We start from the raw sequence: 22,624 nt of genomic DNA on the forward strand, positions 1-22,624 counted from the left end.
GGGCGGGCGAGTGCTCGCTCAGCGCGCTCTCCTCGCGGTCGTCGCCATCCCGCTGATCGTGGCCCTGGTGTGGCTGGCGCCGGCCTGGCTCTTCGCGGCCTTCGTCCTCGTGCTGGCGCTGGTCGCGCAGTGGGAGCTGTACCGGATGTTCGCCCGGGTCGGTGTGGCGGCCGAGCAGGCGGCCGGGTTCCTCCTGGGGGGGAGCGTCGTCCTGGCCTTCGCGTTCGGAGGATCGCTGCGGCCCTGGCTGGTGTCGCTGGCGCTCTCGCTGGCGGTGGCCGGCTGCCTCGCGCTGGGGCTGGGCCGCGGGTCCGGGGTGGCGCCCGACTGGGCGGGCATCGCGCTGACGCTGCTCGGCATCTGCTACTGCGCCTGGCTGCTCGGGCACGCGATCTGGCTCCGGGCCCTCCCGGACGGCGCGGCGCTGACGCTCCTCGTCCTGGGGGTGACCTGGTGCGGCGAGACCGCCGCCTACTTCGTGGGACGACGCTGGGGCCGGCGCAAGCTCGCGCCGCGGATCAGCCCGGCCAAGACCGTCGAGGGCGCGGTGGCCCAGGTTCTGGTCTCGGTCGCCGCCGCCCTCCTGACCGTCCGGATGGGTGTGCTCACGCCGTGGCATGCGATCGGGATCGGGCTCACCCTCGGCGTCCTCGCCCAGGTCGGGGATCTCACCGAGTCCTTTCTCAAGCGCAGCGCCGAGACGAAAGACGCCAGTCGCTTGCTGCCGGGGCACGGCGGGCTGCTCGATCGATTAGACTCCTTGCTCTTCAACGTCCCCGCCCTGTATTATTATGTGAAACTTTTTTCCAGCTAGGACCTTTGGTATTGACCGCGCGCGGCGGGATGTCCGGCCGCCGCGGGCATGGCGGTCCGCTCCGAGCGGCGGCTTTGCCGCCGCCGCGACGGGGGGGCCTCGGGGGGGTCTTCCGAGACCCCCCGAAGAGCTGGCCGCAGTGAGGACTAGTCGACCGTGAAAAGCGTGACCGTGCTCGGGGCGACGGGGTCCGTCGGCCGACGGACTCTCGAGCTGGTCGGCCATTTCCCCGAGGAGTTCAGGATCGCGGGACTGGCCGCGCGGGGCTCGAATCTCCCGCTCCTCATCGAGCAGATCCGGCGGCACCGTCCCGACGCGGTGGCCCTCCTCGATGCCGCCGCGGTGGCGGCGCTCCAGCGGGAGCTGCCGATCCCGCGCCCCGAGCTCTTGGCCGGCCCCGAAGGCCTGGCGGCGCTGGCCGCCGAGGTGAAGGCCGACATCGTCGTCTCGGCCCTGGTGGGCGGAGCAGGCCTCCTGCCCACGCTGGCCGCGATCCGGGCCGGGCGGACCGTGGGGCTGGCCAACAAGGAGCCGCTGGTCATGGCGGGCGCCCTGATGACGGCGGCGGCCCGCGAGCACGGCGTGGCCCTCCTGCCGGTCGACTCCGAGCACAGCGCGATTTTCCAGTGCCTGGCCAGCGCCCCGGCCCACCAGGTCAAGCGCCTGATCCTGACCGCTTCCGGCGGCCCGTTCGCGGCGGTCTCGCGCGACGCGCTCGAGCAGGTCACGGTGAGCCAGGCCCTCCAGCATCCGACCTGGCGCATGGGCGCCAAGATCACCATCGACTCGGCGACCCTCATGAACAAGGGGCTCGAGGTCATCGAAGCCCACTGGCTGTTCGGGATGCCCTTCGACCGCGTCGACGTCGTGGTCCACCCCCAGTCCATCGTCCACTCGATGGTCGAGTTCATCGATGCCTCCGTGCTCGCCCAACTCGGGATGCCGGACATGGCTGTCCCCATCCTGTACGCTCTGAGCTATCCCGACCGGCTGCCGTGTCCCGCCCCGGCGCTCGATCTGGTCAAGGTCGGCGCCCTGACCTTCCAGGCGCCCGACCCCACGCGCTTCCCGTGCCTCGCGCTGGCGCGCGAAGCCGGCCTGGCCGGGGGCGCCGCGCCGGTCGCCCTGAACGCGGCCAACGAGGTCGCGGTGTCGGCGTTCCTCGACGGCCGCTGCGGGTTCATGGACATCCCGCGTCTGATCGCGAGGGCGCTCGACACCCACGCGGGCATGGGGGTGGACAGTCTCGAGGCGTGCCTGAAGGTCGATGCGATGGTCCGCCGCTGGGCCCAGGCGGCGCTCGGCGGCGGGACCCAGTCGGCGGAGGCGTGAAAGCGTGGCGGTGGCCCTCGCCGGCGTCCTGACCCTCGCGGGTTTCTCCTGGGCGGTGAGCGGCGTGCTCGCCCAGCTCGTCTCGGGGGGCGGCCCGTCGACCGCGGTCACCTACATCGTGAGCGCCCTGGTCGCCCTGGGCGCGCTCATCTTCATTCACGAACTCGGACACTTCCTGGTGGCGAAGGCGTCGGGGGTCGGGGTGGAGCGCTTTTCGCTCGGCTTCGGGCCCCGGCTCTGGTCCATGCGTCGCGGCGAGACCGAGTACTGCATCTCGATCGTGCCGCTCGGCGGGTACGTGAAGATGGTCGGGGAGGAGGCCCACGGCGAAGAGGCGATCCATCCCGCGACCGACGTCCCGCGGGAGGTCCGGACTGATCCGCGGAAGTCCTTCGCCCTCAAGCCGCTCTGGGTCCGAGCCCTGATCGTGTTCGCCGGACCCGGGATGAACTTCGTCCTGGCCGCCGTCATCTTCTCCTTCATCTTCGCGGCCGTCGGGGTCCCGGTCTTCCCGACCACGGTCGGGCGGGTGCTGCCCGAGTCGGCGGCGGCCCAGGCCGGACTCCAGCCGGGCGACGACATCCTGGCGGTGGACGACCGCCCCGTCCGGCACTGGGGCCAGATCGAGGAGCGCGTGGCGCGCTCCGAAGGCCGGCCGCTGGCGCTGACCGTCTCCCGGGACGGAGTCCGGCGGGCGATGACCGTGACGCCCCGGCGGGTGCCCGCCCGGACGCCGTTCGGCGAGCCGACCGAGGTCTGGAGCCTGGGGACCGGCCCGTATTTCCCGCCGGTCGTGGGAGAAGTGCAGCCGGGGATGCCCGCCGCCGAGGCGGGACTCCAGCCCCGCGACCGCATCGTCGCCCTCGACGGCCGACCCGTCGGGACGTGGGACGAGCTGGCCGAGACGATCTCGAAGATGCCCGGCCGGCCGGTCGCGCTGACCATCGAGCGGAGCGGACAGCGGTTGGAGACCTCGGTCACGCCGCGGGCGGTGACCGAGCGGGATCCGTTGGGCAACGAGACCCAGGTCGGCCGGATCGGCATCGCCCGGGCATCGTCCCAGACCTTCCTCCGCTCGGATCCGATCACCGCGCTCGGGCAGGGCATCCAGCGGACCTGGGACGTGACCGCGCTGACGGTGGTGTCGATCTGGAAGCTGGTGACCGGCACCATCCCGGCGTCCAACATCGGCGGGCCGCTCCAGATCAGCATGGCGGCTGGCCAGCAGGCCCAGCAGGGCTTGGTTGCCTACGCGTTCTTCGTGGCGCTGATCAGCGTGAACCTGGCCATCCTGAACCTGCTGCCGGTCCCGATGCTGGACGGCGGCCACCTCCTCTTCTTCGCCATCGAGGGCGTGCAGGGGCGGCCCCTGTCCGTGCGCAAGCGGGAGCTGGCGCAGCAGATTGGCTTGGCCCTCCTGATGCTCCTGATGGTGTTCGCCCTCTTCAACGACCTCTCGCGGCTGCTGCCCGTCAGCAAGCTGTTCAAATAGAGGGATTCATGACGACCACTCCGGTCCAGCTCGGCCCCCGTCGCCGGGCTCGGCCCCTGCAGCTCGGCAAGGTGGAGGTCGGGGGCGACGCCCTCATCACGGTGCAGTCCATGACCAAGACCGACACCCGCAACGTCGAGGCCACCGTCGACCAGATCTGGGCGCTGGAGGCAGCCGGCTGCGAGATCGTGCGGGTCGCGGTGCCGGTCAAAGAGGCGGCCGAGAAGCTGGCGGCGATCAAGAAGCAGATCCGGATCCCGCTGGTGGCCGACATCCATTTCAACTACAAGCTCGCGCTGAAGGCGCTCGAGCAGGGAGTCGACGGGCTCCGTCTCAATCCGGGCAACATCGGCGGCAAGCAATTCGTGATGGAGGTCGTCAACCTCGCCAAGGAGCGGCGCATCCCCATCCGCATCGGCGTGAACGCCGGGTCGCTCGAGAAGGACCTCCTGGCGCGCGACAACGGCCCCACCGCCCGTGGCATGGTCGATTCGGCCCTCCGGCACATCCGGATCCTGGAGGACTGCGGCTACCCCGAGATGAAGATCTCGCTGAAGGCCTCCGATCCGGCGATGATGATCGAGGCCTACCGGCTGCTGGCCGACCAGGTGGACTACCCGTTCCATCTCGGCGTCACCGAGGCCGGGACGCCCACGATCGGCGCCATCAAGTCGGCGGTCGGCATCGGGACGCTGCTGGCGGAGGGGATCGGCGACACCATCCGGGTCTCGCTGTCGGCCGACCCCGTCGAGGAAGTGCGGGTCGGCCTCGAGATCCTGAAGGCCCTCGGGCTCCGGACGCAGGGCATCACCTTCGTCTCCTGCCCGGGCTGCGGGCGGATGGACGTGGATCTGGTGGGGCTGGCGGCGGCCGTGGAGAAGCGGCTCCAGGGGCTCAACAAGAACGTGCACGTGGCGGTGATGGGGTGTGAGGTCAACGGTCCCGGCGAGGCGCGGGGCGCCGACGTCGGCGTGGCCGGCGGCCGCGGCATCGGCCTCATCTTCCGCAAGGGCGAGGTCGTGCGGAAGGTGCCCGAGGCCCAGATCGTGGACGCGTTGTGGGAGGAGGCCCAGATCTTCCTCGCCGAGCAGGAGGCGGCGGAGAAGGCCGTCCGCGCGGACGACTAGGCGCGTGTCGGAGTAATCAGCGGCCGATGACCCCAATCACGGAATGCGTCGAGTAGCGTCAGAGCGGCGGCTTCGCCGCCGCCACCCTCCTCGGGGGAGGTTTCGGAGGGGGCCGTGGAGGCCCCCTCCGATGAACTAGGCGGCATGGGTCAGTACGAGAAGCACGTCTTCGTGTGCACGACCGGGAGCACCTGCCCGACGCAGGGTGACACCGACGCCTACGTGAAGTACATGCGCGCGGAGATCGCCAAGGCGGGCCTCCACGTCCAGATTCGGATCAACAAATCGGGCTGCTTCTCCCAGTGCGGCAACGGCCCGATGATCGTCGTCTATCCGGAAGACGTCTGGTACGCCGGGATCCGAGCCGAGGACCTGCCGGAGATCGTCCAGTCCCACCTCATCGGAGGGAAGCCCGTCGAGCGCCTCCGCTACCGCCCGGGCAAGCCCGGTCCCAACGTCATCGTCGCCAAAGACAGGCACTGAGTCTCCGGCTCTCACTGCGCACCCCTCCCGCGACTGCCATGCGCTGGAGCACGTCGTTCATCCCGACCCTCCGTGAGGACCCGGCCGACGCCGAAGCCGTGAGCCATCGGCTGATGGTCCGGGCCGGGCTCGTCCGCCAGCTCACCGCCGGGATCTACGTCTACCTGCCGCTCGGCCAGCGCGTCATCGACCGCGTCAACGCCATCATCCGGGAAGAGATGAACGCGATCGGCGGCCAGGAGATCACGATGCCGGTGCTGCATCCGGCCGAGCTCTGGCAGCAGAGCGGGCGCTGGTACGACATCAAGGACGAGATGTTCCGCCTGAAGGACCGCCACGGCCGCGACCTCTGCCTCGGCATGACCCACGAGGAAGTGGTGGCCTGGCTGGCCGCCAAGGAGATCCGATCGTACCGGGAGCTACCCCAGGTCTGGTATCAGATCCAGACCAAGGAGCGGGACGAGGCGCGACCCCGCTCCGGCGTCCTCCGCACGCGCGAGTTCTGGATGAAGGACGCCTATACCCTCGATGTCGACGAAGCGGGTCTGGCCAAGGCCTACGACCTCCAGAAGGAGGCGTACATCCGGATCTTCCAGCGCTGCGGCCTCCGCGTCCACGTCGTCGAGTCGGACCCCGGGATGATGGGCGGGCTCGGCGCCCACGAGTTCATGGCGCCGAGCGCGGCCGGCGAGGACGACATCGCGCTGTGCGAGGGGTGCGGCTACGCGGCCAACCTCGAGCTGGCGGGCTCCCGCCCGGCGGCGCCGAGCTTCCGGGACTCTTCGCGGGAGGAGGTGGCCACGCCCGGCGTGCGCACGATCGCCGACGTCTGCGCCCTCCTCGAGGTAGAGCCGGCGCTCACGCTCAAGACGCTCGTCTTCGTGGCGAAGGCCGGCCCTGTCCTGGCCCTGGTGCGCGGGGACCAGCAGGTGCACGAGAAGAAGCTGACCCGCGTCCTGGGAGGCGAGGTCCGCCCCGCCCACCCCGATGAAGTGCAGGAGGCGCTCGGCGCGCCGGTCGGTTCGGTGGGCCCGGTCGGGGCCAGGCTCCCCATCGTCGCGGACGAGACGCTCCGGGAGGGCGTCTACGTCTGCGGGGCGAACCGGGAGGGGTTCCACTGGAAGGGGATCCGCCCCGGACGCGACTTCACGGTGACGCAGTACGCCGACATCCACGCGGCCCAGGCTGGCGAGGGGTGCCCCCGCTGCGGGAAGGCCCTTCGGGTCGAGCGCGTGATCGAGGTCGGCAACATCTTCAAGCTCGGCACGAAGTACTCGGTGCCACTCAAGGCCGTCTACCTCGACGAGCGGGGTCAGGAGCGGCCGATCGTCATGGGATCCTACGGCATCGGCCCGGCGCGGATCGCCGCCGCGGCCATCGAGCAGCGCCACGATGCCGACGGGATCGTGTGGCCCTGGTCGATCGCGCCCTCCCACGTCCACGTGCTTCCCGTGAATGTGAAGGACGGCGGCGTCCGCGACACCGCCGAGCGCCTCTACCGAGAGCTCCGAGAGGCCGGCTTCGACGTCCTCCTCGACGACCGGGACGAGCGCCCCGGCGTCAAGTTCAAGGATGCGGACCTCCTCGGGATCCCCCTGCGGGTCACGGTGGGGGCGCTCCTCGCCAAGGAGGGCCGGGTCGAGGTACGGGCCCGGCGGGACAGGCAGGACGTCAAGGTCCCGCCGGCCGAAGTGAGCGCGACCGTGAAGGATCTGGCTCGCCGCCTCGCCGAGGCGCCCTAGGCTCTTCGGGGGGGTCTGGGAAGACCCCCCGATGCCCCCCCTCGGTTGCGGCGGCACAGCCGCCGCTCGGAGCGCTGCTCGACGCATCGCCCGCGCGGGGCGAGCTGCCGGGTTACTCCGACACGCCCCGAGCTAGGCCCTCGGGTCGTCGAATCCCGGGCTCACTTCCCGGGACCTTCCCCCCGCTGACCTTCCACGGTATACTGTGCTGTTGGTAAAGTGGGCTTCGCCCACTTTTTTCGTTGAGTGAGCGCAAGTTAGCATCAGCGGAGGTGTCCAAGTGTCGGTCGGGACGGGGACGCGTCCTCTCACGGAGGCCATCGAGACCCTGGCGGCGCCGGTCATCCGCGCCCACGGGCTCATCCTGGTCGACGTGGATCTCCGCGGCAGCGGGCGACGCAGCGTGCTCCGATTCTTCATCGACAGGCCCGGTGGCGTGTCGATCAGCGACTGCCAGCGCTTCAGCGCCGAGATCGGCGATCTTCTGGATGCGGAGAACCTCCTGCCGGAGAGCTACGACCTCGAGGTCTCCTCTCCGGGGCTCGACCGCGAGCTCAAGAAGGACCGCGAGCTCCGCTGGGCGATGGGGCGGCAGGTGCGCGTCTTCGCGCGGGAGCCGGTCGAGGGGCAGCGCGAGTTCGTCGGGCGGCTGCGGGAGGTCGCGGAGGGCTTCTTGACCCTGGCGGAGGCGTCAGGTCCGCGCCAGATCCCCCGGGCGCTCCTCACGAAGGTGCGCCTGGAGGTGGAGCCCGTGCGCTCCGCCTGAGCCGGGAGGTCCACATGAACCGAGAACTGCTGTACGTGATCGAGCAGATCGGTCGCGAGAAGGGCATCGGTACCGAGGTCCTCTTCGAGGCCCTGGAATCGGCCTTGCTGTCGGCGTCGAAGCGGACGATGGGAGTGGGCGAGAACGTGCGCCTGACGCTCGACCGGCGCACCGGCGCGATTCGGGTGTTCGCCGAGAAGAAGGTCGTGGAGACGGTCACCGATCCCAAGATCGAGGCGAGCCTGGACGAGGCCCGCCGCCTCAAGCCGGACGCGCAACTCGACGACATCGTGGAGGTCGACCTCGAGCCCCGCGAGTTCGGTCGCATCGCGGCGCAGACGGCCAAGCAGGTGATCCTCCAGCGGGTGCGGGAGGCGGAGCGCCAGGGAATCTTCACCGAATACAAGGACCGCGAGGGCACCCTCGTGCGGGGCGTGGTTCACCGCATCGAGAAGCGCACCGTCGTCGTGGACCTCGGGCGGACCGAGGCCGTCCTCACCGAGCGGGAGCAGATCCCCGGCGAGCGTTACTCGCCCGGAGACCGGATCCGCGCGTATATTCTGGAGGTCAAGAACACGCCGAAGGGGCCGCAGGTGATGCTTTCCCGGAGTCACCCCGGCTTCCTCGTCCGGCTATTCGAGACCGAGATCCCCGAGATCGCGGAAGGCATCGTCCAGGTCAAGGGCGCCGCCCGCGAGCCGGGGGAGCGGGCCAAGCTCGCGGTCGCCTCGACGAAGCGCGACGTCGACCCCATCGGGGCCTGCGTCGGGCTGCGCGGGACGCGCATCCAGGTGATCGTGCGGGAGCTCCGTGGTGAGAAGATCGATATCATCGAATGGGCCGACGATACGGCTACGCTGGTGGCTCGGGCGCTCTCGCCGGCCAAGGTGACGTCGGTCACGCTCAGGGGCGAGGGCGAGGAACGCTCGGCACTGGTCCTGGTGCCGGACAACCAGCTTTCATTGGCCATCGGCAAGAAAGGACAGAACGCCCGGCTGGCCGCGAAGCTCACCGGTCTCCGGATCGACGTGAAGAGCGAGACCGAGCTCGAAGACGACCGCCGGCGGCAGGAAGAGGAGCGGGCGGCCGGACTGGCCGCGCTCAGCGAGCTTCCGCCCGTCGGGGCCGAGCTCGCCCAGATCCTGGCCGCGCACGGCCTGCATTCCCCGGCGAAGATCCGGGAGGCGGGCGCCGCGGCGCTCCGCGACATCGGCAAGATCGGGGAGGCCGAGGCCGACGCCATCGTGGCTGCGGCCGAGGAATGGCTGGCCGCCCGCCAGGCCGACGCGCCGCCGGCGCTCGGGGAGGAGCCGGCGCCGTCCGCGCCGCCCGAGGCTCGCCAGGAGGCACACGGCGGGTGAGCGCCGGCCGACGGGGCGGGCGAACGGCAGCGGCGCCGGTGGGCCCGGGACCCTTTCGAACGTGTGTCGGCTGCCGGCGCGTGCGGCCTCAGGTCGTGCTGGTGCGGCTCGCGCGAGGACCGGGTGGGTCCGTCGAGGCGGACCCGCCTCGCCGCCGGGGCGGCCGCGGGGCCTACCTCTGTCCCCGTGAGGAGTGCCTTCAGGAGGCCCTGCGACGCGGCCGATGGACGCACCTGTTCCGGGGGGCCGCCCACGTCCTGGACGAGACGATCGAGCGCCTGCGAGCGGAGATCGGGAGGGAGCAGGAGAAGGGGCTCGCAGACGACCAGCGTGACGGCGGGAATGATTCCGCGGCCCGACCGAAGGACCGGGCCGGGGCACTCGCCGAAGGGAGATGGTGACTTATGGCGGGGAAGATGCGCGTCAGCGAGCTGGCGAAGGAACTCGGCGTCGCGCCGAAGCTGATCATCGACCAGCTCGAGGCCATGGGGTATCAGGAGAAGACGTCGTCGAGCGCCATCGATGACGGCCTCCTGCGGGAGCTGCGCACGGTGCTCGAGGACAAGGCGGCCGCGTTCGCCCAGCGCGAGGCGGAGCGGCTCGAGGCCGCTCGCGTCACGGCGCTGCGCGCCAAGCTCGAAGCCGCCAAGGCCGCTGCGGCGAAGGCCGCACGCGCGCTCAAGAAGACGGACGGGACGAAGCCCAAGTCCGAGCGGGCGAAGGCGGCCGCGCGGGCCAAGACGGCCCCCAAGGCGGGGGTGGGCATGGCGGTCCCCAAGCCGAAAGTCCCCGAGAAGCCCGTGGTCAGACCCCTGGTGACACTCCCCGCCCCACCCGAGGAGAAAGTCTCGAAGGTGCCGGCCGAGCCGCCGGTCGAGAAGCTCGCTCCCGTCCCCGACGTCCCGGTGACCGTCGCTGCGGGGCCGCCGGCCGCGCCCGCTCCGCCGACCGAGGAAGCCCCGGCGGCGGCCGAGAAGGCGCCGAAGCCCGCGGAGAAGCCGGCGGCGGCGACGCCCGCCGTCACCCGGCCGGCGCCGCCGGCCAAGCGGGTCAAGGTGAAGGAGCCGGCGGCCAAGGAGCCCGCCGTCAAGGAGCCGACCGCCAAGGAGCCCCCGGCGCCTCCGCCGGCAGAGAAAGTCGCCGCGGCCGCGTCTCCGACCGAAGCGCCTCGCAAGGAGGCGGCGCCGCCGACGGAGCCCGCGCGGGAGGCGCCGAAGCCGACCGACGGCAAGGTGATTCCTCTCCGGCCTCGCCGGGAGGAGCCCGCCGCGCCCGCGGCCGGGCGAGTCGCGGCGCCGGCCGCGCCCGCGGCCGAGGCGCCGGTGGCGGTCGAGCCGCCCGCCGCGCCGCCGGCCACCGCGCCACCGGCCGAGGTGCCGGCGGCGCCCGCGGCCCCGGTCAAGCGCGAAGTGCTCCGGCTGCCCGAGTCGATGACGGTCGGCGAGCTTGCCGAACGGATGCAGAAGAAGTTCGGCGAGGTGATCCGCGAGCTGGTCGCGATGGGGGTGATGGCTTCGATCAACCAGGTCCTCGACCTCGACAAGGCCAAAGCGGTCGCCGCCCGGTTCGGCTTCGACGTGGAAGTCCGGCCGATCGAAGGCTTGGAGGTCGTCGAGGAAGAGGAAGACCCCGCTCAGCTCCGGCTGCGTCCGCCGGTCGTGACGGTCATGGGCCACGTCGACCACGGCAAGACCTCGCTGCTCGACGCGATCCGCAAGACCAAGGTGACCGAGCAGGAGTTCGGCGGCATCACTCAGCACATCGGCGCCTATCAGGTCGAGACTTCGCACGGCAAGGTCACGTTCCTCGATACCCCCGGCCACGAGGCCTTCACGGCCATGCGGGCCCGGGGCGCCCAGGCGACCGACATCGTCATCCTGGTGGTCGCGGCCGACGACGGCGTCATGCCCCAGACCGTCGAGGCGATCAACCACGCGAAGGCCGCCAACGTCCCGATGATCGTGGCCGTCAACAAGGTCGACAAGCCCGATGCCAACCCCGACCGGGTCAAGCAGGAGCTGTCGAACCTCGGGCTCGTACCCGAGGAATGGGGCGGCCAGACGATCTTCGTCGCGACGTCAGCCAAGAAGGGCACTGGCGTCGATCAGCTGCTGGAGATGACCGCGCTTCAGGCCGAGATCATGGAGCTCCGGGCCAACCCGGCTCGCCGGGCGCGGGGCGTGGTCGTCGAGGCCAAGCTCGACCGGGGGCGAGGCCCGGTGGCGACGGTGCTGGTCCAGCAAGGCACCCTTCACGAGGGCGACATCGTGGTAGCCGGCCAGAACTCCGGGCGCGTGCGGGCGCTCTTCAACGATCGGCGCCAGCGCGTCAAGGAAGCCGGGCCGGCCGATCCGGTCGAGATCCTCGGGCTCTCGGGGGTTCCCTCGGCCGGGGACACGCTGGCGGCGGTCGGCGACGAGCGCAAGGCTCGGCAGATCGCCCTGGCGCGGCAGGAGAAGGACCGGAAGCTCACCTCGACCGTCCGCGTCACGCTGGCCGACCTCCACAAGCAAATCGAGGCGGGCGAGGTCAAAGAGCTGCGCGTGATTCTCAAGGGCGACGTCCACGGCTCCCTGGAGGCGCTGCAAGACGCGCTGGAGCGGCTGTCCACCGAGGAGGTCAAGATCCGGGTGATCCACGGCGCCGTCGGCACGCTCACCGAGACCGACGTCATGCTGGCCGCGGCCTCGAACGCCATCATCGTCGGCTTCAACGTCAAGTCGGAGCCGAAGGCCATGCAGCAGGCCCAAGCCGAGCGGGTGGACGTCCGGACCTACAACGTCATCTACGAGGCGATCAACGATCTCAAGGCGGCGCTGTCCGGCATGCTGGCGCCGCTGATCCGGGAGGTGCCGCTCGGTAAGGCGCAGGTGCGGGCGCTCTTCCCCATCAAGAACGTGGGCACCATCGCCGGCTGCTTCGTGACGGAGGGGAAGATCGCGCGGACCGGAAAGGCCCGTCTGGTCCGGGGCAGCCAGGTCGTCGCCGAGAGCCAGCTCGCCTCGCTCAAGCGCTTCAAGGACGACGCGCGCGAGGTGCTGCAGGGCCAGGAGTGCGGCATCGGGCTGGAGGGCGTGTCGGACATCCGGGTGGGCGACCTGATCGAGGTGTACACCACCGAGGAAGTCGCGCGCTCGCTCTAGCCGTGCCGATACCCGGCTGAGCCTGCGGAGTGCGAAGTGGGGACGGCGCGGATCGCGCTAGGGCTGGTGGAGCTGCACCTCGGGGAAGTGGACTCCCTGAAGGGCAAGCGTCACGTTCTGCGGGGCCTGAAGGAGAAGGTGAAGAACCGATTCAACGTGTCGGTGGCGGAGGTCGATCACGAAGACCTCTGGCAGCGAGCGACGCTGGCGGTGGCCTGCGTCGCCAACGACGCTCGCCTCGCCAACGAGGTCGTGTCCAAGGCGGTGAACTTCATCGAATCGCTCTCGGACGGCGCCGTCATCGACGTCCGAGTGGAAGTGCTTTGATTCCTGCGGAGTGGGGCGATGCCCCCCTCCGACTCCGCGAGAGGATGCAAGCGGCCAGCCATGCAGGGGAAACGGCTCGATCGGATCAACCAGCTCATCAAGGAGGAGATCTCCCATCTTCTCCAGCGTGAGCTCAAGGACCCCCGCCTGGGCTTCGTCACGGTGACGGAGGTCGCGGTCTCCAAGGACCTCCGCAGCGGCAGGGTGTACGTGAGCGTGCTGGGGACCGACGAGCAGTGGCGGGCGTCTCTCGCCGCGCTCCACAGCGCCCGCGGCTACATCCGGAACTGGCTCGCGCCGCGGCTCCGCCTCCGGGCCGTGCCCGACCTCACCTTTCACGCCGATCGGTCGATGGCCCACGCCGCCCACATCCAGAGCGTGCTGGAGAAGCTGCGGGAGTCGGAGGGTCGGGCGGGCTCCGGGGAGGAACCGTGAGGCCCGGGCCTGCCCGGGGCTCGAGTGGCCCGTCAGAGGTGGCGCCGTGAGCGCGGTCCCCCCCGAGGTCCTCGACCTCATCCGCTCCGGCCGGCGCTTCCTCCTTCTCGCGCATCTCTACCCCGACGGCGACGTCCTCGGCTCCCAGCTCGGGCTCGGACTCGCCCTCCGGGGCGCCGGCCATCGGGTCGAGTTCGCGTGCAGCCATCCCGTGCCCGATCCCTTCCACTTCCTGCCGGGGGCCGACGAGGTCCAGCAGTGGAAGGAAGGTCGCGGCGACTACGACGTCGTCGTGACGCTCGACTGCCCCGATCCCAGCCGGGTCGGCGGGCTGCTGGACGGCTGCCGCCAGCCGGGCACCCGCGTCCTCAACATCGACCACCACGGAGACAACCGCCGGTACGGCGACGTCAACTGGATCCAGCCCCGGGCGGCCGCGACCGGCGAAATGGTCTACGAGCTGCTCGAAGCCGCCGGATTGCCCCTGACGCACGACGTCGCGGTCAACCTCTACACCGCGATCCTCACCGACACCGGGTCGTTCCGGTACTCGAACACGATCCCCAAGACGTTCCGGATCGCCGCGCGGCTCGTGGAGGCGGGCGCCGATCCGGCCCGGGTGGCACTCGAGCTCTACGAGACCCGCCATCTGGCCGGCCTCCACTTGCTCGGGCGCATCCTCCAGCAGGTCGAGACCAACCGCGATGGGACCATCGCCTGGGTCGTCATCGACAAGGGCCTCACCGAGGCCCCTGACCTCCTCGAGGCCGAAGACCTGATCACCTATCCGCGCTCGGTCCGGACCACCAAGGTGGCCGTGCTGTTCCGGGAGCTTCCGGGCGAGGTGAAGGTCAGCCTGCGCGGGAAGGGGGAGGTCAACGTGGCCCGCATCGCGGCGCGGTTCGGAGGCGGCGGACACCCGAACGCGGCCGGCGCCGTGCTGAAGGGGACCCTGACGGCCGCGAAGGCCGCCGTGCTCAGCGCGGTCGAGGAGGCGGTGGCCGTCCCCCGATGATGCCAGCGGGCGACCGCGCGTCTCCCCCGGCGGGAGGGAGCTCGCCGGTTGTCGATGGGATCCTGATCGCCGAGAAGGGCGCCGGCGTCACCTCGTTCCAGGTCGTCGCTCACCTCCGGCGCGTCCTCCGCGTCCCCAAGGTGGGTCACGGCGGCACGCTGGATCCGATGGCGACCGGCGTCCTGCCCATCTTGCTCGGCCAGGCGACCAAGCTCACCCCGTACCTCCAGGCGCAGGACAAGGAGTACGTGGCCACGGTGCGGCTCGGCGTCACGACGGACACGCTGGACGCGACGGGTCGGGTGACGGGGGAGCGGCCGGTGCCGCCGCTGGACGCCGAGACGATCCGGGCCGCGCTGGCGCGGTTCATCGGCGAGATCGAGCAGGTGCCGCCCATGTTCTCCGCTCTGCACGCTGGCGGCCGCCGGCTCCACGAACTGGCCCGGGCCGGGATCGAGGTGGCCCGGCCCGCCCGGCGCGTGCGGATCGACGCGCTCCAGCTGATCGAGTGGGCCCCGCCATCCTTCACCATCCGGGTGGCGTGCGGAACGGGGACCTACGTGCGGAGCCTCGCCGCCGACCTGGGCGCCGCCCTGGGATGCGGCGCGCATCTCGGGGCCCTCGAGCGCACCCGGCTGGGATCGTTCGCCCTGGCCGAGGCCGTCCCCTGGGCCGTCATCCGGGAGGGTGAGGCGTCCCGGCTGCGGACCTGCGTGCTCCCGGCGGACCGCGCGGTCGCTCACCTCCCGGCCGTCCGCCTGGACGCGGGGGCGGCCCGGCGGCTCCTGGCCGGTCAACGGCTTCCCGCCGGCGAGGGCGTCGCGTCGGCCGCGCCGTCGGCGGCCGGCCCGTGCCGTCTTTACGCAGACGACGGCTTCTTCGGGGTCGGGGAAGCGGGTGCCGGCGGCCTCCGCGCGCTCCGCCTCCTCTATGCGAATCATCCGCGGGCTCGACCACTATCCTGCTGACGCGCCCCCCAGCGTGGTGGCGCAGGGCACCTTCGACGGCATCCACCTGGGGCACTGCGCCGTGATCCGCACTGCGGTCGACCGGGCCCGCGCGCTCGGCGTTCAGGCGGTGGCGCTGACCTTCGATCCGAACCCCGTCATGGTCCTGCGGCCGGCCGAAGCCCCGCCCGAGATCCTCACGCTCGAGGAGCGGCTCGAGCACATCGCGACCCTCGGGCCCGACGCGGCCGTCGTCATCCCGTTCACGCCCGAGTTTTCAGGGGTGGAGGCGGCGACGTTCGTCCGGACGGTGCTGGCCGGGACGCTCAAGGCGCGAGAGGTCGTCGTCGGCTTCAACCACACCTTCGGCCGTGGCGCCCGGGGGACTCCCGAGCTCCTCGCCGAGCTGGCGGCCCCGCTCGGGATCCACGTCCACGTGATCCCGCCACTCACCGTGGACGGTGTCGTCGTGTCCTCGTCCTCCGTCCGCGAGGCGCTCCGGCAGGGTGACGTCCGGCGCGCGGCGAACCTCCTGGGGCGGCCGTACACGATCCGGGGCCGCGTCGCCCAGGGAGCCAAGCGGGGGCGCCAGCTCGGCTTCCCGACCGCCAACCTGGTTCCCGCGGGCTCCTTGCTCCTCGCCGTGGGCGTCTACGCCGGATGGGCCGAGTGGGACGGCCGGTCGGCCCCGGCCGTCATCAACGTCGGCGTCCGGCCGACCTTCGGCGAGTCCGTCCCCACCGTCGAAGCCCATCTTCTGGACACGCGGGTGGAGCTCTACGACCGCGTTCTCACGCTCGCCTTCCTGGCCCGTATCCGGGACGAGATGAAATTTCCCTCGGTCGAGGCGCTGCGGGCCCGGATCCAGGAGGACGTCGCCATCGCCCGGGCCCTCCTGGGGAGCGCCCGGTAGCCGCAGCGGACTCGCCGGTGTTGCTCCGCCGCGCCCGGCGTGGTACGATCTCGGTGCATGTCGCACTGCGTCACGAACCGCCCCAAGGGTGCACAGGGCTGCACCGGGAGCGGCGATTGGGGCTGTGGCCCCCGGAGGAGGCCGTCGTATGTCCGTTCCCGCCGACCGCAAGAAATCGCTGATCGAGGGGTACCGGCTCCACGACTCCGACACGGGTTCCCCCGAGGTCCAGATCGCGCTCCTCACGGAGCGCGTCAACGGGTTGACGGAACACTTCAAGGTTCACAAGAAGGATCACCACTCGCGTCGCGGCCTGCTCAAGCTGATCGGCAAGCGGCGCGGCTTGCTGGAGTATCTCAAACGCAAGGATGCCGAGCGGTACCGGCAAGTCATCGAGAAGCTCGGTATTCGCCGGTAGGAAGACCGGGAGGGATGTGACCTTCCGGAACGAGCCGAGACGGCTCAGGGAGAAGGACGGACGATGGCCATAGGACACACGACACAGATCGAAATCGGGGGACGCCCCCTGACCTTGGAGTCAGGACGGGTTGCCAAGCAGGCCGACGGCGCCGTGCTGGTGCGATACGGAGATTCGGTCGTCCTGGCGACGGTGGTGGCGTCCAAGACCGCGGTGGAGGGGCAGGACTTCTTCCCGCTCACCGTCGACTACCGGGAGCGCGCGTATGCCGGGGGCCGCATCCCCGGCGGATTCTTCAAGCGCGAGGGACGCCCGGCGGAGAAGGAGATCCTGACCTCCCGCCTCATCGACCGGCCGCTCAGGCCACTCTTCCCGAAGGGCTTCCGAAACGAGATCCAGCTGATCGCCCTGGCGATTTCGGCGGACCAGGAGAACGATCCGGATATCCTCGCCATGAACGGGGCATCGGCGGCCGTCGCCGTTGCCGGGTTGCCGTTCCTCGGTCCGTTCGGCGCCGTCCGGATCGGCCTGGTGGACGGCCGTCTCGTCGTCAATCCGACGGGTTCGCAGCTCGACCGGTCCAGCCTCGACCTGATCGTCGCGGCGACCGAGGAGTCCGTGGTGATGGTCGAAGCGGGCGCCAGGGAGGTCCCGGAGGAGACGATCGTCGAGGCTATCGCCCTCGGCCACGCCGAGTGCAAGGCGATCGTCCGCGGCCAGCGCGCGCTGGCCGAGATGGTGGGCAAGCCCAGGTGGGCGTTCGACGCCTCCGTTCAAGACGACCGCCAGCTCGAGGCGCAGGTCCGCACCGCGGCCCAGAGTCGCTTCCGGGAGATTATCACGATCGCCGAGAAGATCCAGAGGGGACAAGCGCTCTCCCGGCTGGCCGAGGAGGTGCTGGCGGCCGTCGATCCTGACGCGCTCCGACGGGCGAAGGTGAAGGAATACCTCGACAAGGTCGAGCGGGAAGAAGTCCGTCGGATGATCCTCGACCGGGGGATCCGCATCGACGGCCGCCCGGCCTGGGAAACGCGCCCGATCTCGGCCGAGGTCTCGTTCCTGCCCCGAACCCACGGCTCGGCGCTGTTCACCCGGGGCGAGACGCAGGCCCTGGTGGCGGCCACGCTGGGGACCAAGTCGGACGTTCAGAAGATCGAGGCGCTGGAGGGCGAATCCTTCAAGCCGTTCATGCTCCACTACAACTTCCCGTCGTTCAGCGTCGGCGAGATCCGGCGCTTCGGGAGCCCGGGTCGACGCGAGATCGGCCACGGGGCGCTGGCCGAGCGCTCGGTCCTGCCGGTCCTGCCGGCCAAGGAGCAATTCCCGTACACGATCCGGATCGTCTCGGACATCCTCGAGTCGAACGGCTCCTCGTCGATGGCGACCGTCTGTGGGGCCTCGCTGGCTCTGATGGACGCCGGGGTCCCCATCCGGACGCCGGTGGCCGGCATCGCGATGGGGCTCATCAAGGAGGGTGACCGCTTCGCGATCTTGACCGACATCATGGGCACCGAAGATCACTACGGCGACATGGACTTCAAGGTCGCCGGGACCGAGACGGGCGTGACCGGCCTCCAGATGGACATCAAGGTCGCCGGGGTCTCCCGCGACATCATGGCCGACGCTCTGCGCCAGGCGCGCGAAGCGCGACTCTACGTCCTCTCCAAGATGCGGGAGGCCATCGCGGCGCCGCGATCCGAGCTGTCGCCGTTCGCCCCGCGCTTCGTCACGATCAAGATCAAGCCCGAGAAGATTCGCGAGGTGATCGGGCCCGGCGGCAAGGTCGTGCGTGGCATCCAGGAGCAGACCGGCGTCAAGGTCGACATCGAAGACGACGGCCGCGTCATGCTCTTCGGCGCCGACGCCAGGATGGTGCAGCACGCGATCGACATCATCCAGGGGATCTGCAAGGAGGCCGAGGTCGGTCGCGTGCATCTGGGCAAGGTCAAGAAGGTCGTCGACTTCGGCGCCTTCGTCGAGATCATGCCGGGCACCGAAGGGCTCTTGCACATCTCGCAGATCGCCGAGGAGCGAACCCGTCGGGTGGAGGACGTGCTGAACGAGGGAGACGAGGTCCTGGTGAAGGTGATCGAGGTGGACCCCTCCGGGAAGATCCGGCTGTCGCGGCGCGCGGCCCTGAAGGATCCCGAAGCCGAAGCGATCGGACCCGAGCATCTCACGGGACGTCCGGGCGAGGGCCCGCCTCCCGACAACGCTCGCGGACCGCGTCCCGACCGCGACCGGGATCGCGGGGGAGATCGCGGGGACCGTGACCGCGGGGATCGCGACCGCGGCCGCGGCCATCGCCGCTGACGGGGGGTCCAGGCCGGCTCGCGTGCATCGTGGGGTTGCCTCCGGGTGGTCTGTCCGGCGGCGGTGAGGTGACAGTGGACGGCGAGTTCCGCAAGAGCGTGTTGCCGAACGGGATCCGGCTCGTGACCGAGCGGATCCCGCACGTGCGCTCAGTCGCGGTGGGCGTGTGGGTCGACACCGGCAGTCGTCACGAACCCCTGCCCAAGAGCGGCGTGTCCCATTTCATCGAGCACCTCGTCTTCAAGGGCACCGAGTCGCGCACCGCCGAGGAGGTGGCCAGGGCCGTCGACTCGGTGGGCGGCCAGATGGATGCCTTCACGACCAAGGAGCACACCTGCTTCTACGTCACGGTGCTCGATCAGCACCTGCCGCTGGCCGCTGACCTGCTGTCCGACATCCTCCTGCATCCGCTCTTTGCCGCCGACGACATCGAGCGGGAGAAGACCGTCGTCCTCCAGGAGTTCCGGATGGTGGAGGACACGCCCGACGATCTGATCCACGACCTGTTCGCCGAGCGAGTCTGGGTCGGCCATCCGCTGGGCCGGCCGATCCTCGGCGACAAGAAGATCATCCTGGGGCTGGCCCGGGAGACGATCCTCGCTCACTTCGTCGAGGAGTACGTGCCGGCCCGCCTCACCATCGCCGCGGCCGGGCGGCTCGAGCACGACCAGCTGGCCGACCTCCTGGCCAAGCACTTCCTCGACTTCCAGCGACCGTCGGTCGCCCGGAACGGGGGCGAGCCGCCGGAGATCACGCCCCGCGTGGAGCTGATCGACAAGCCGCTGGAGCAGGTGCACTTCGTCCTGGGTGGCCCGGGCCTTCGCCAGAGCGCGTCCGATCGCTATACCCTGTACCTGCTCAACACGATCCTGGGGGGAAGCATGTCCTCCCGGCTCTTCCAGGAGGTCCGCGAGCGGCAAGGGCTGGTCTATTCGATCTATTCGGGAAACGCGGCCTTCCGGGACTGCGGGCTCTTCTACATCTACGCGGGGACGGAGCCGGCCCACTTCTCGAAGGTGCTGCGGCTCGTCATGGACGAGCTTCGCAAGCTCCGGCGCGACGGGGTGACGGCCGACGAGCTGGCCCGCGCCAAGGAGCACCTCAAGGGCAGCCTGATGCTCTCCCTGGAATCCACCTCGAGCCGGATGACGCGGATCGCCAAGCAGGAGATCTACTTCGGGCGACACTTCACGCTCGACGACATCCTGGCCGCCGTCGACGCGGTCCGTCTCGAGCAGGTCGCGGCCCTGATCGCCGAGTTGCTCGGTTCGGTCCCGCTCTCCCTCGTCGCGCTCGGGCCCGCCGGGGCCAACGCGGCGACCCCCGACGACCTCGCCATCTGAGCTCGATGGCGCCCGGCGCTCCACGCCGACGCGCGACTCCGAGGTGGACATGATCCCGCGCTACACGCGGCCGGAGATGGGCGCCCTCTGGAGCGACGAGACCAGGTACGACAAGTGGCTCGCGGTCGAGCTCGCGGTGTGCGACGCCTACGCTCGCCGCGGGATGGTTCCTGCCGAGGCCGTGGCCCGAATCCGGAGCCGGGCTCGCGTCGATGCCCGGCGCGTCGTCGAGATCGAGGCGCGCGTTCGTCACGACGTCATCGCGTTCCTGACCGCCCTCGAGGAGGCGATCGGCGAGGATTCGCGCTTCGTTCACGTCGGGCTCACCTCGTCAGACGTGGTGGACACCGCCCTCGCGCTTCAGCTCGTGGAGGCCGCCGATCGCCTCCTGGCGGGTCTCGACCGGCTCCGGGGGGCCCTCCGGACCCTCGCCATCATGCACCGGGATACCCTGATGGTGGGCCGCACCCACGGGGTCCACGCCGAGCCGACGACCTTCGGGCTCAAGGTCGCCGGCTGGTATGCCGAGGCCGGCCGCAACCACGAGCGCCTCCTCCGGGCCCGGGAGACCGTCCGGGTGGGAAAGATCTCGGGGGCCGTGGGCACCTTCGCCCACGTCTCCCCCGATGTCGAGACCGAGGTATGCCGGGCGCTCGGGCTCGAGCCGGCCCCCGTCTCCACCCAGATCGTCCAGCGGGACCGCCACGCCGAGTTCGTGGCCGCCTGCGCGATCGTGGGGGGCAGCCTCGAGAAGATCGCCACCGAGATCCGGAGCCTCCAGCGGAGCGAGATCCTCGAGCTGGAGGAGCCGTTCACCGAGGGCCAGAAGGGCTCGTCGGCGATGCCCCACAAGCGGAACCCCGTCGCCAGCGAGCAGGTGACGGGGCTGGCCCGGCTCCTCCGCGCGCACGCCGGAGCCGCCCTCGAGGACATCGCTCTCTGGCACGAGCGGGACATCAGCCATTCCTCGGTGGAGCGGATCATCCTGCCCGATTCGACCATCCTGCTCGACTACATGCTCGCTCAGCTGACGCGGATCCTGGAGGGCCTCGTCGTCGACGGGGACCGGATGCGCGAGAACCTCGACCGCTCCTACGGGCTCATCTACTCCCAGCGCGTCCTCCTCGCGCTCACCGACGCCGGACTCGCTCGCCAGCGCGCCTACGAGATCGTCCAGCGGGCCGCCATGCGGGCCTGGCGGGAGCGCCGGGCCTTTCTCGAGTGCCTGCAGGACGAGCCCGAGGTCACCACCCGCCTGTCGGCCGACGCGCTGAAGGCGTGCTTCGACCCGGCCTGGTACCTGCGGAACGTGGACGCGGTGTTCCGGCGGGCCGGTCTGGCCTGAGCGGGGAAGCGCCCGAGGCATGAAGGCGCGCGTTCTCGTCCGCTTCCGGCCCGGCGTCCTGGACCCGCAGGGCCTCACGATTCAGAAGGCGCTCCGGGGGAAGGGCTTCGTGGAGGTGCAGGACCTCCGGGTGGGGAAGGTGTTCGAGTTCACGCTGGACGAGACGGACCCCGCTCGCGCCCGGACCCGGCTCGACGACATGTGTCGCGTGCTCCTGGCGAACCCGGTGATCGAGGAGTACGCCTGCGAGGTGGTCGAGGATGCCCGGGAACGGCCTCCCGCCGGCTGAGGTCATTTCGGGGGGGTCTCGGAAGACCCCCCCGATGCCCCCGTCGTGGCGGCGGCAAAGCCGCCGCTCGGAGGGCCCCTCGATGCACCAGGTACTCGGCGGTCGGCGCCCGGTTACTCCGACACACACACTGCTGAGCTCGACCGCAGGGAGCGTCGATTCCTTCCCTCGGGGTTCCTCCCGAGGCTCGAGGGAGCGGCCCTCGAGGGCCGGGCGCTTGTCGGCGGCCCCGGCGCGTAGTACAATTCGCCCGGGGCCGAGTGAAGGAGGCGAGAGAGCCAGATCACCTGGGAGGAGGGTTCATGAGATTCGGCGTCGTGATCTTTCCGGGCACGTGGAGCGACATGGACTTCCACCATGTCATCTCCGAGGTCCTCCACCAGTCGGTCGAGTACCTGTGGCACCGGGACACCGATCTCTCCCGCTTCGATGTTCTGATCCTGCCGGGCGGATTCTCCTACGGCGATTATCTTCGGGCCGGCGCGATCGCGGGGCGTTCTCCCGTGGTGTCCGCGCTGCCGGGCTTCGTGGCCCGCGGCGGCCTCGTGCTGGGAAGCTGCAACGGCTTCCAGATCCTCTGTGAAGCGGGGCTGCTGCCCGGCACGCTCATGCGCAACGACTGCCTGCAGTTCCGCTGCCAGACCACCCATCTGCTCGTGGAGCAGACCGAGACGCCCTTCACCCGGGCCCTGCGGCGCGGCCAGGTGCTGAAGATGCCGATCGCGCACGGGGAAGGGCGGTACCACGTGGACGCCGCCACCCTGCGGGCTCTCCGGGAGAAGAACCAGATCGTCTTCCGGTATGCGACCGAGAGCGGCGAAGTCACCGGGGCGGCCAATCCCAACGGGTCGATCTGGAACGTCGCCGGCGTGTGCAACGAAGAGGGTACCGTGGTCGGGCTCATGCCGCATCCCGAGCGGGCCGCGGAGTCGGGCATCGGGAGCACGGACGGGCTGCTGCTCTTCCACTCTCTCATCGGTAGCCTCGTCGAGAACGGGTCCGCCTTGGGTCGCTGAGAC

General features: G+C 70.5%; 21 protein-coding genes. All 21 read left to right on the forward strand.

All coding sequences use genetic code 11. The features are described 5' to 3' along the window. Positions 1-10 precede the first annotated feature (10 nt). Entirely contained in the window at positions 11-814 is an 804-nt protein-coding gene (locus tag VGW35_14445; GenBank protein HEV8308857.1) for a phosphatidate cytidylyltransferase, read from the forward strand. A 156-nt stretch (positions 815-970) separates the two neighbouring features. Further along, a complete protein-coding gene (locus VGW35_14450) occupies positions 971-2,146 on the forward strand; it encodes a 1-deoxy-D-xylulose-5-phosphate reductoisomerase (GenBank protein ID HEV8308858.1) in 1,176 nt (391 codons plus the stop codon). A 4-nt stretch (positions 2,147-2,150) separates the two neighbouring features. Next, positions 2,151-3,638, forward strand: coding sequence for an RIP metalloprotease RseP (gene rseP, locus VGW35_14455; GenBank protein ID HEV8308859.1), 1,488 nt, complete (start codon positions 2,151-2,153; stop codon positions 3,636-3,638). Positions 3,639-3,646: 8 nt separating this feature from the next. Continuing rightward, entirely contained in the window at positions 3,647-4,765 is a 1,119-nt protein-coding gene (gene ispG / locus VGW35_14460) for a flavodoxin-dependent (E)-4-hydroxy-3-methylbut-2-enyl-diphosphate synthase (GenBank protein HEV8308860.1), read from the forward strand. A 144-nt stretch (positions 4,766-4,909) separates the two neighbouring features. Beyond that, positions 4,910-5,248: a (2Fe-2S) ferredoxin domain-containing protein gene (locus VGW35_14465; protein HEV8308861.1), complete on the forward strand. Its 339-nt coding sequence runs from the start codon at positions 4,910-4,912 to the stop codon at positions 5,246-5,248. 38 nt (positions 5,249-5,286) lie between these two features. Next, positions 5,287-6,990, forward strand: coding sequence for a proline--tRNA ligase (locus tag VGW35_14470; protein ID HEV8308862.1), 1,704 nt, complete (start codon positions 5,287-5,289; stop codon positions 6,988-6,990). A gap of 280 nt (positions 6,991-7,270) precedes the next feature. After that, positions 7,271-7,756, forward strand: a complete 486-nt coding sequence (gene rimP / locus VGW35_14475; protein HEV8308863.1) for a ribosome maturation factor RimP — start codon at positions 7,271-7,273, stop codon at positions 7,754-7,756. A gap of 14 nt (positions 7,757-7,770) precedes the next feature. Next, positions 7,771-9,117, forward strand: a complete 1,347-nt coding sequence (gene nusA, locus VGW35_14480) for a transcription termination factor NusA (GenBank protein HEV8308864.1) — start codon at positions 7,771-7,773, stop codon at positions 9,115-9,117. After that, entirely contained in the window at positions 9,018-9,518 is a 501-nt protein-coding gene (locus VGW35_14485) for a YlxR family protein (GenBank protein HEV8308865.1), read from the forward strand. Before nusA ends, VGW35_14485 begins: the two co-directional genes overlap by 100 nt. Before the next feature lie 15 nt (positions 9,519-9,533). After that, complete coding sequence (gene infB / locus VGW35_14490) at positions 9,534-12,260, forward strand: translation initiation factor IF-2 (GenBank protein ID HEV8308866.1); 2,727 nt, start codon at positions 9,534-9,536, stop codon at positions 12,258-12,260. 36 nt (positions 12,261-12,296) lie between these two features. Then, positions 12,297-12,587, forward strand: coding sequence for a DUF503 domain-containing protein (locus tag VGW35_14495; GenBank protein ID HEV8308867.1), 291 nt, complete (start codon positions 12,297-12,299; stop codon positions 12,585-12,587). A gap of 60 nt (positions 12,588-12,647) precedes the next feature. Then, positions 12,648-13,022, forward strand: coding sequence for a 30S ribosome-binding factor RbfA (gene rbfA / locus VGW35_14500; protein ID HEV8308868.1), 375 nt, complete (start codon positions 12,648-12,650; stop codon positions 13,020-13,022). A gap of 46 nt (positions 13,023-13,068) precedes the next feature. Next, the gene (locus tag VGW35_14505) at positions 13,069-14,037 is read left to right on the forward strand and encodes a bifunctional oligoribonuclease/PAP phosphatase NrnA (protein ID HEV8308869.1); all 969 of its coding nucleotides are present in this window, start codon (positions 13,069-13,071) and stop codon (positions 14,035-14,037) included. Next, positions 14,034-15,005 (forward strand): tRNA pseudouridine(55) synthase TruB, encoded by a 972-nt coding sequence (gene truB / locus VGW35_14510; protein ID HEV8308870.1) that lies wholly within the window; start codon positions 14,034-14,036, stop codon positions 15,003-15,005. The genes VGW35_14505 and truB overlap by 4 nt, the downstream gene beginning before the upstream one ends. Further along, positions 14,968-15,897, forward strand: coding sequence for a bifunctional riboflavin kinase/FAD synthetase (locus VGW35_14515; protein ID HEV8308871.1), 930 nt, complete (start codon positions 14,968-14,970; stop codon positions 15,895-15,897). Before truB ends, VGW35_14515 begins: the two co-directional genes overlap by 38 nt. A gap of 148 nt (positions 15,898-16,045) precedes the next feature. Continuing rightward, positions 16,046-16,315, forward strand: a complete 270-nt coding sequence (gene rpsO, locus VGW35_14520) for a 30S ribosomal protein S15 (protein ID HEV8308872.1) — start codon at positions 16,046-16,048, stop codon at positions 16,313-16,315. Positions 16,316-16,378: 63 nt separating this feature from the next. After that, complete coding sequence (gene pnp, locus VGW35_14525) at positions 16,379-18,628, forward strand: polyribonucleotide nucleotidyltransferase (protein ID HEV8308873.1); 2,250 nt, start codon at positions 16,379-16,381, stop codon at positions 18,626-18,628. A 74-nt stretch (positions 18,629-18,702) separates the two neighbouring features. After that, positions 18,703-19,971, forward strand: a complete 1,269-nt coding sequence (locus tag VGW35_14530; GenBank protein HEV8308874.1) for a pitrilysin family protein — start codon at positions 18,703-18,705, stop codon at positions 19,969-19,971. Between the two features lie 49 nt (positions 19,972-20,020). Beyond that, positions 20,021-21,316 (forward strand): adenylosuccinate lyase, encoded by a 1,296-nt coding sequence (gene purB / locus VGW35_14535; protein HEV8308875.1) that lies wholly within the window; start codon positions 20,021-20,023, stop codon positions 21,314-21,316. A gap of 19 nt (positions 21,317-21,335) precedes the next feature. Continuing rightward, positions 21,336-21,605, forward strand: coding sequence for a phosphoribosylformylglycinamidine synthase subunit PurS (gene purS, locus VGW35_14540; protein ID HEV8308876.1), 270 nt, complete (start codon positions 21,336-21,338; stop codon positions 21,603-21,605). Positions 21,606-21,907: 302 nt separating this feature from the next. Beyond that, positions 21,908-22,621, forward strand: coding sequence for a phosphoribosylformylglycinamidine synthase subunit PurQ (gene purQ, locus VGW35_14545; GenBank protein ID HEV8308877.1), 714 nt, complete (start codon positions 21,908-21,910; stop codon positions 22,619-22,621). Positions 22,622-22,624: the final 3 nt, after the last annotated feature.

Source organism: Candidatus Methylomirabilota bacterium, from assembly GCA_036005065.1.
Taxonomy (GTDB): Bacteria; Methylomirabilota; Methylomirabilia; order Rokubacteriales; family DASRDR01; genus DASYQW01.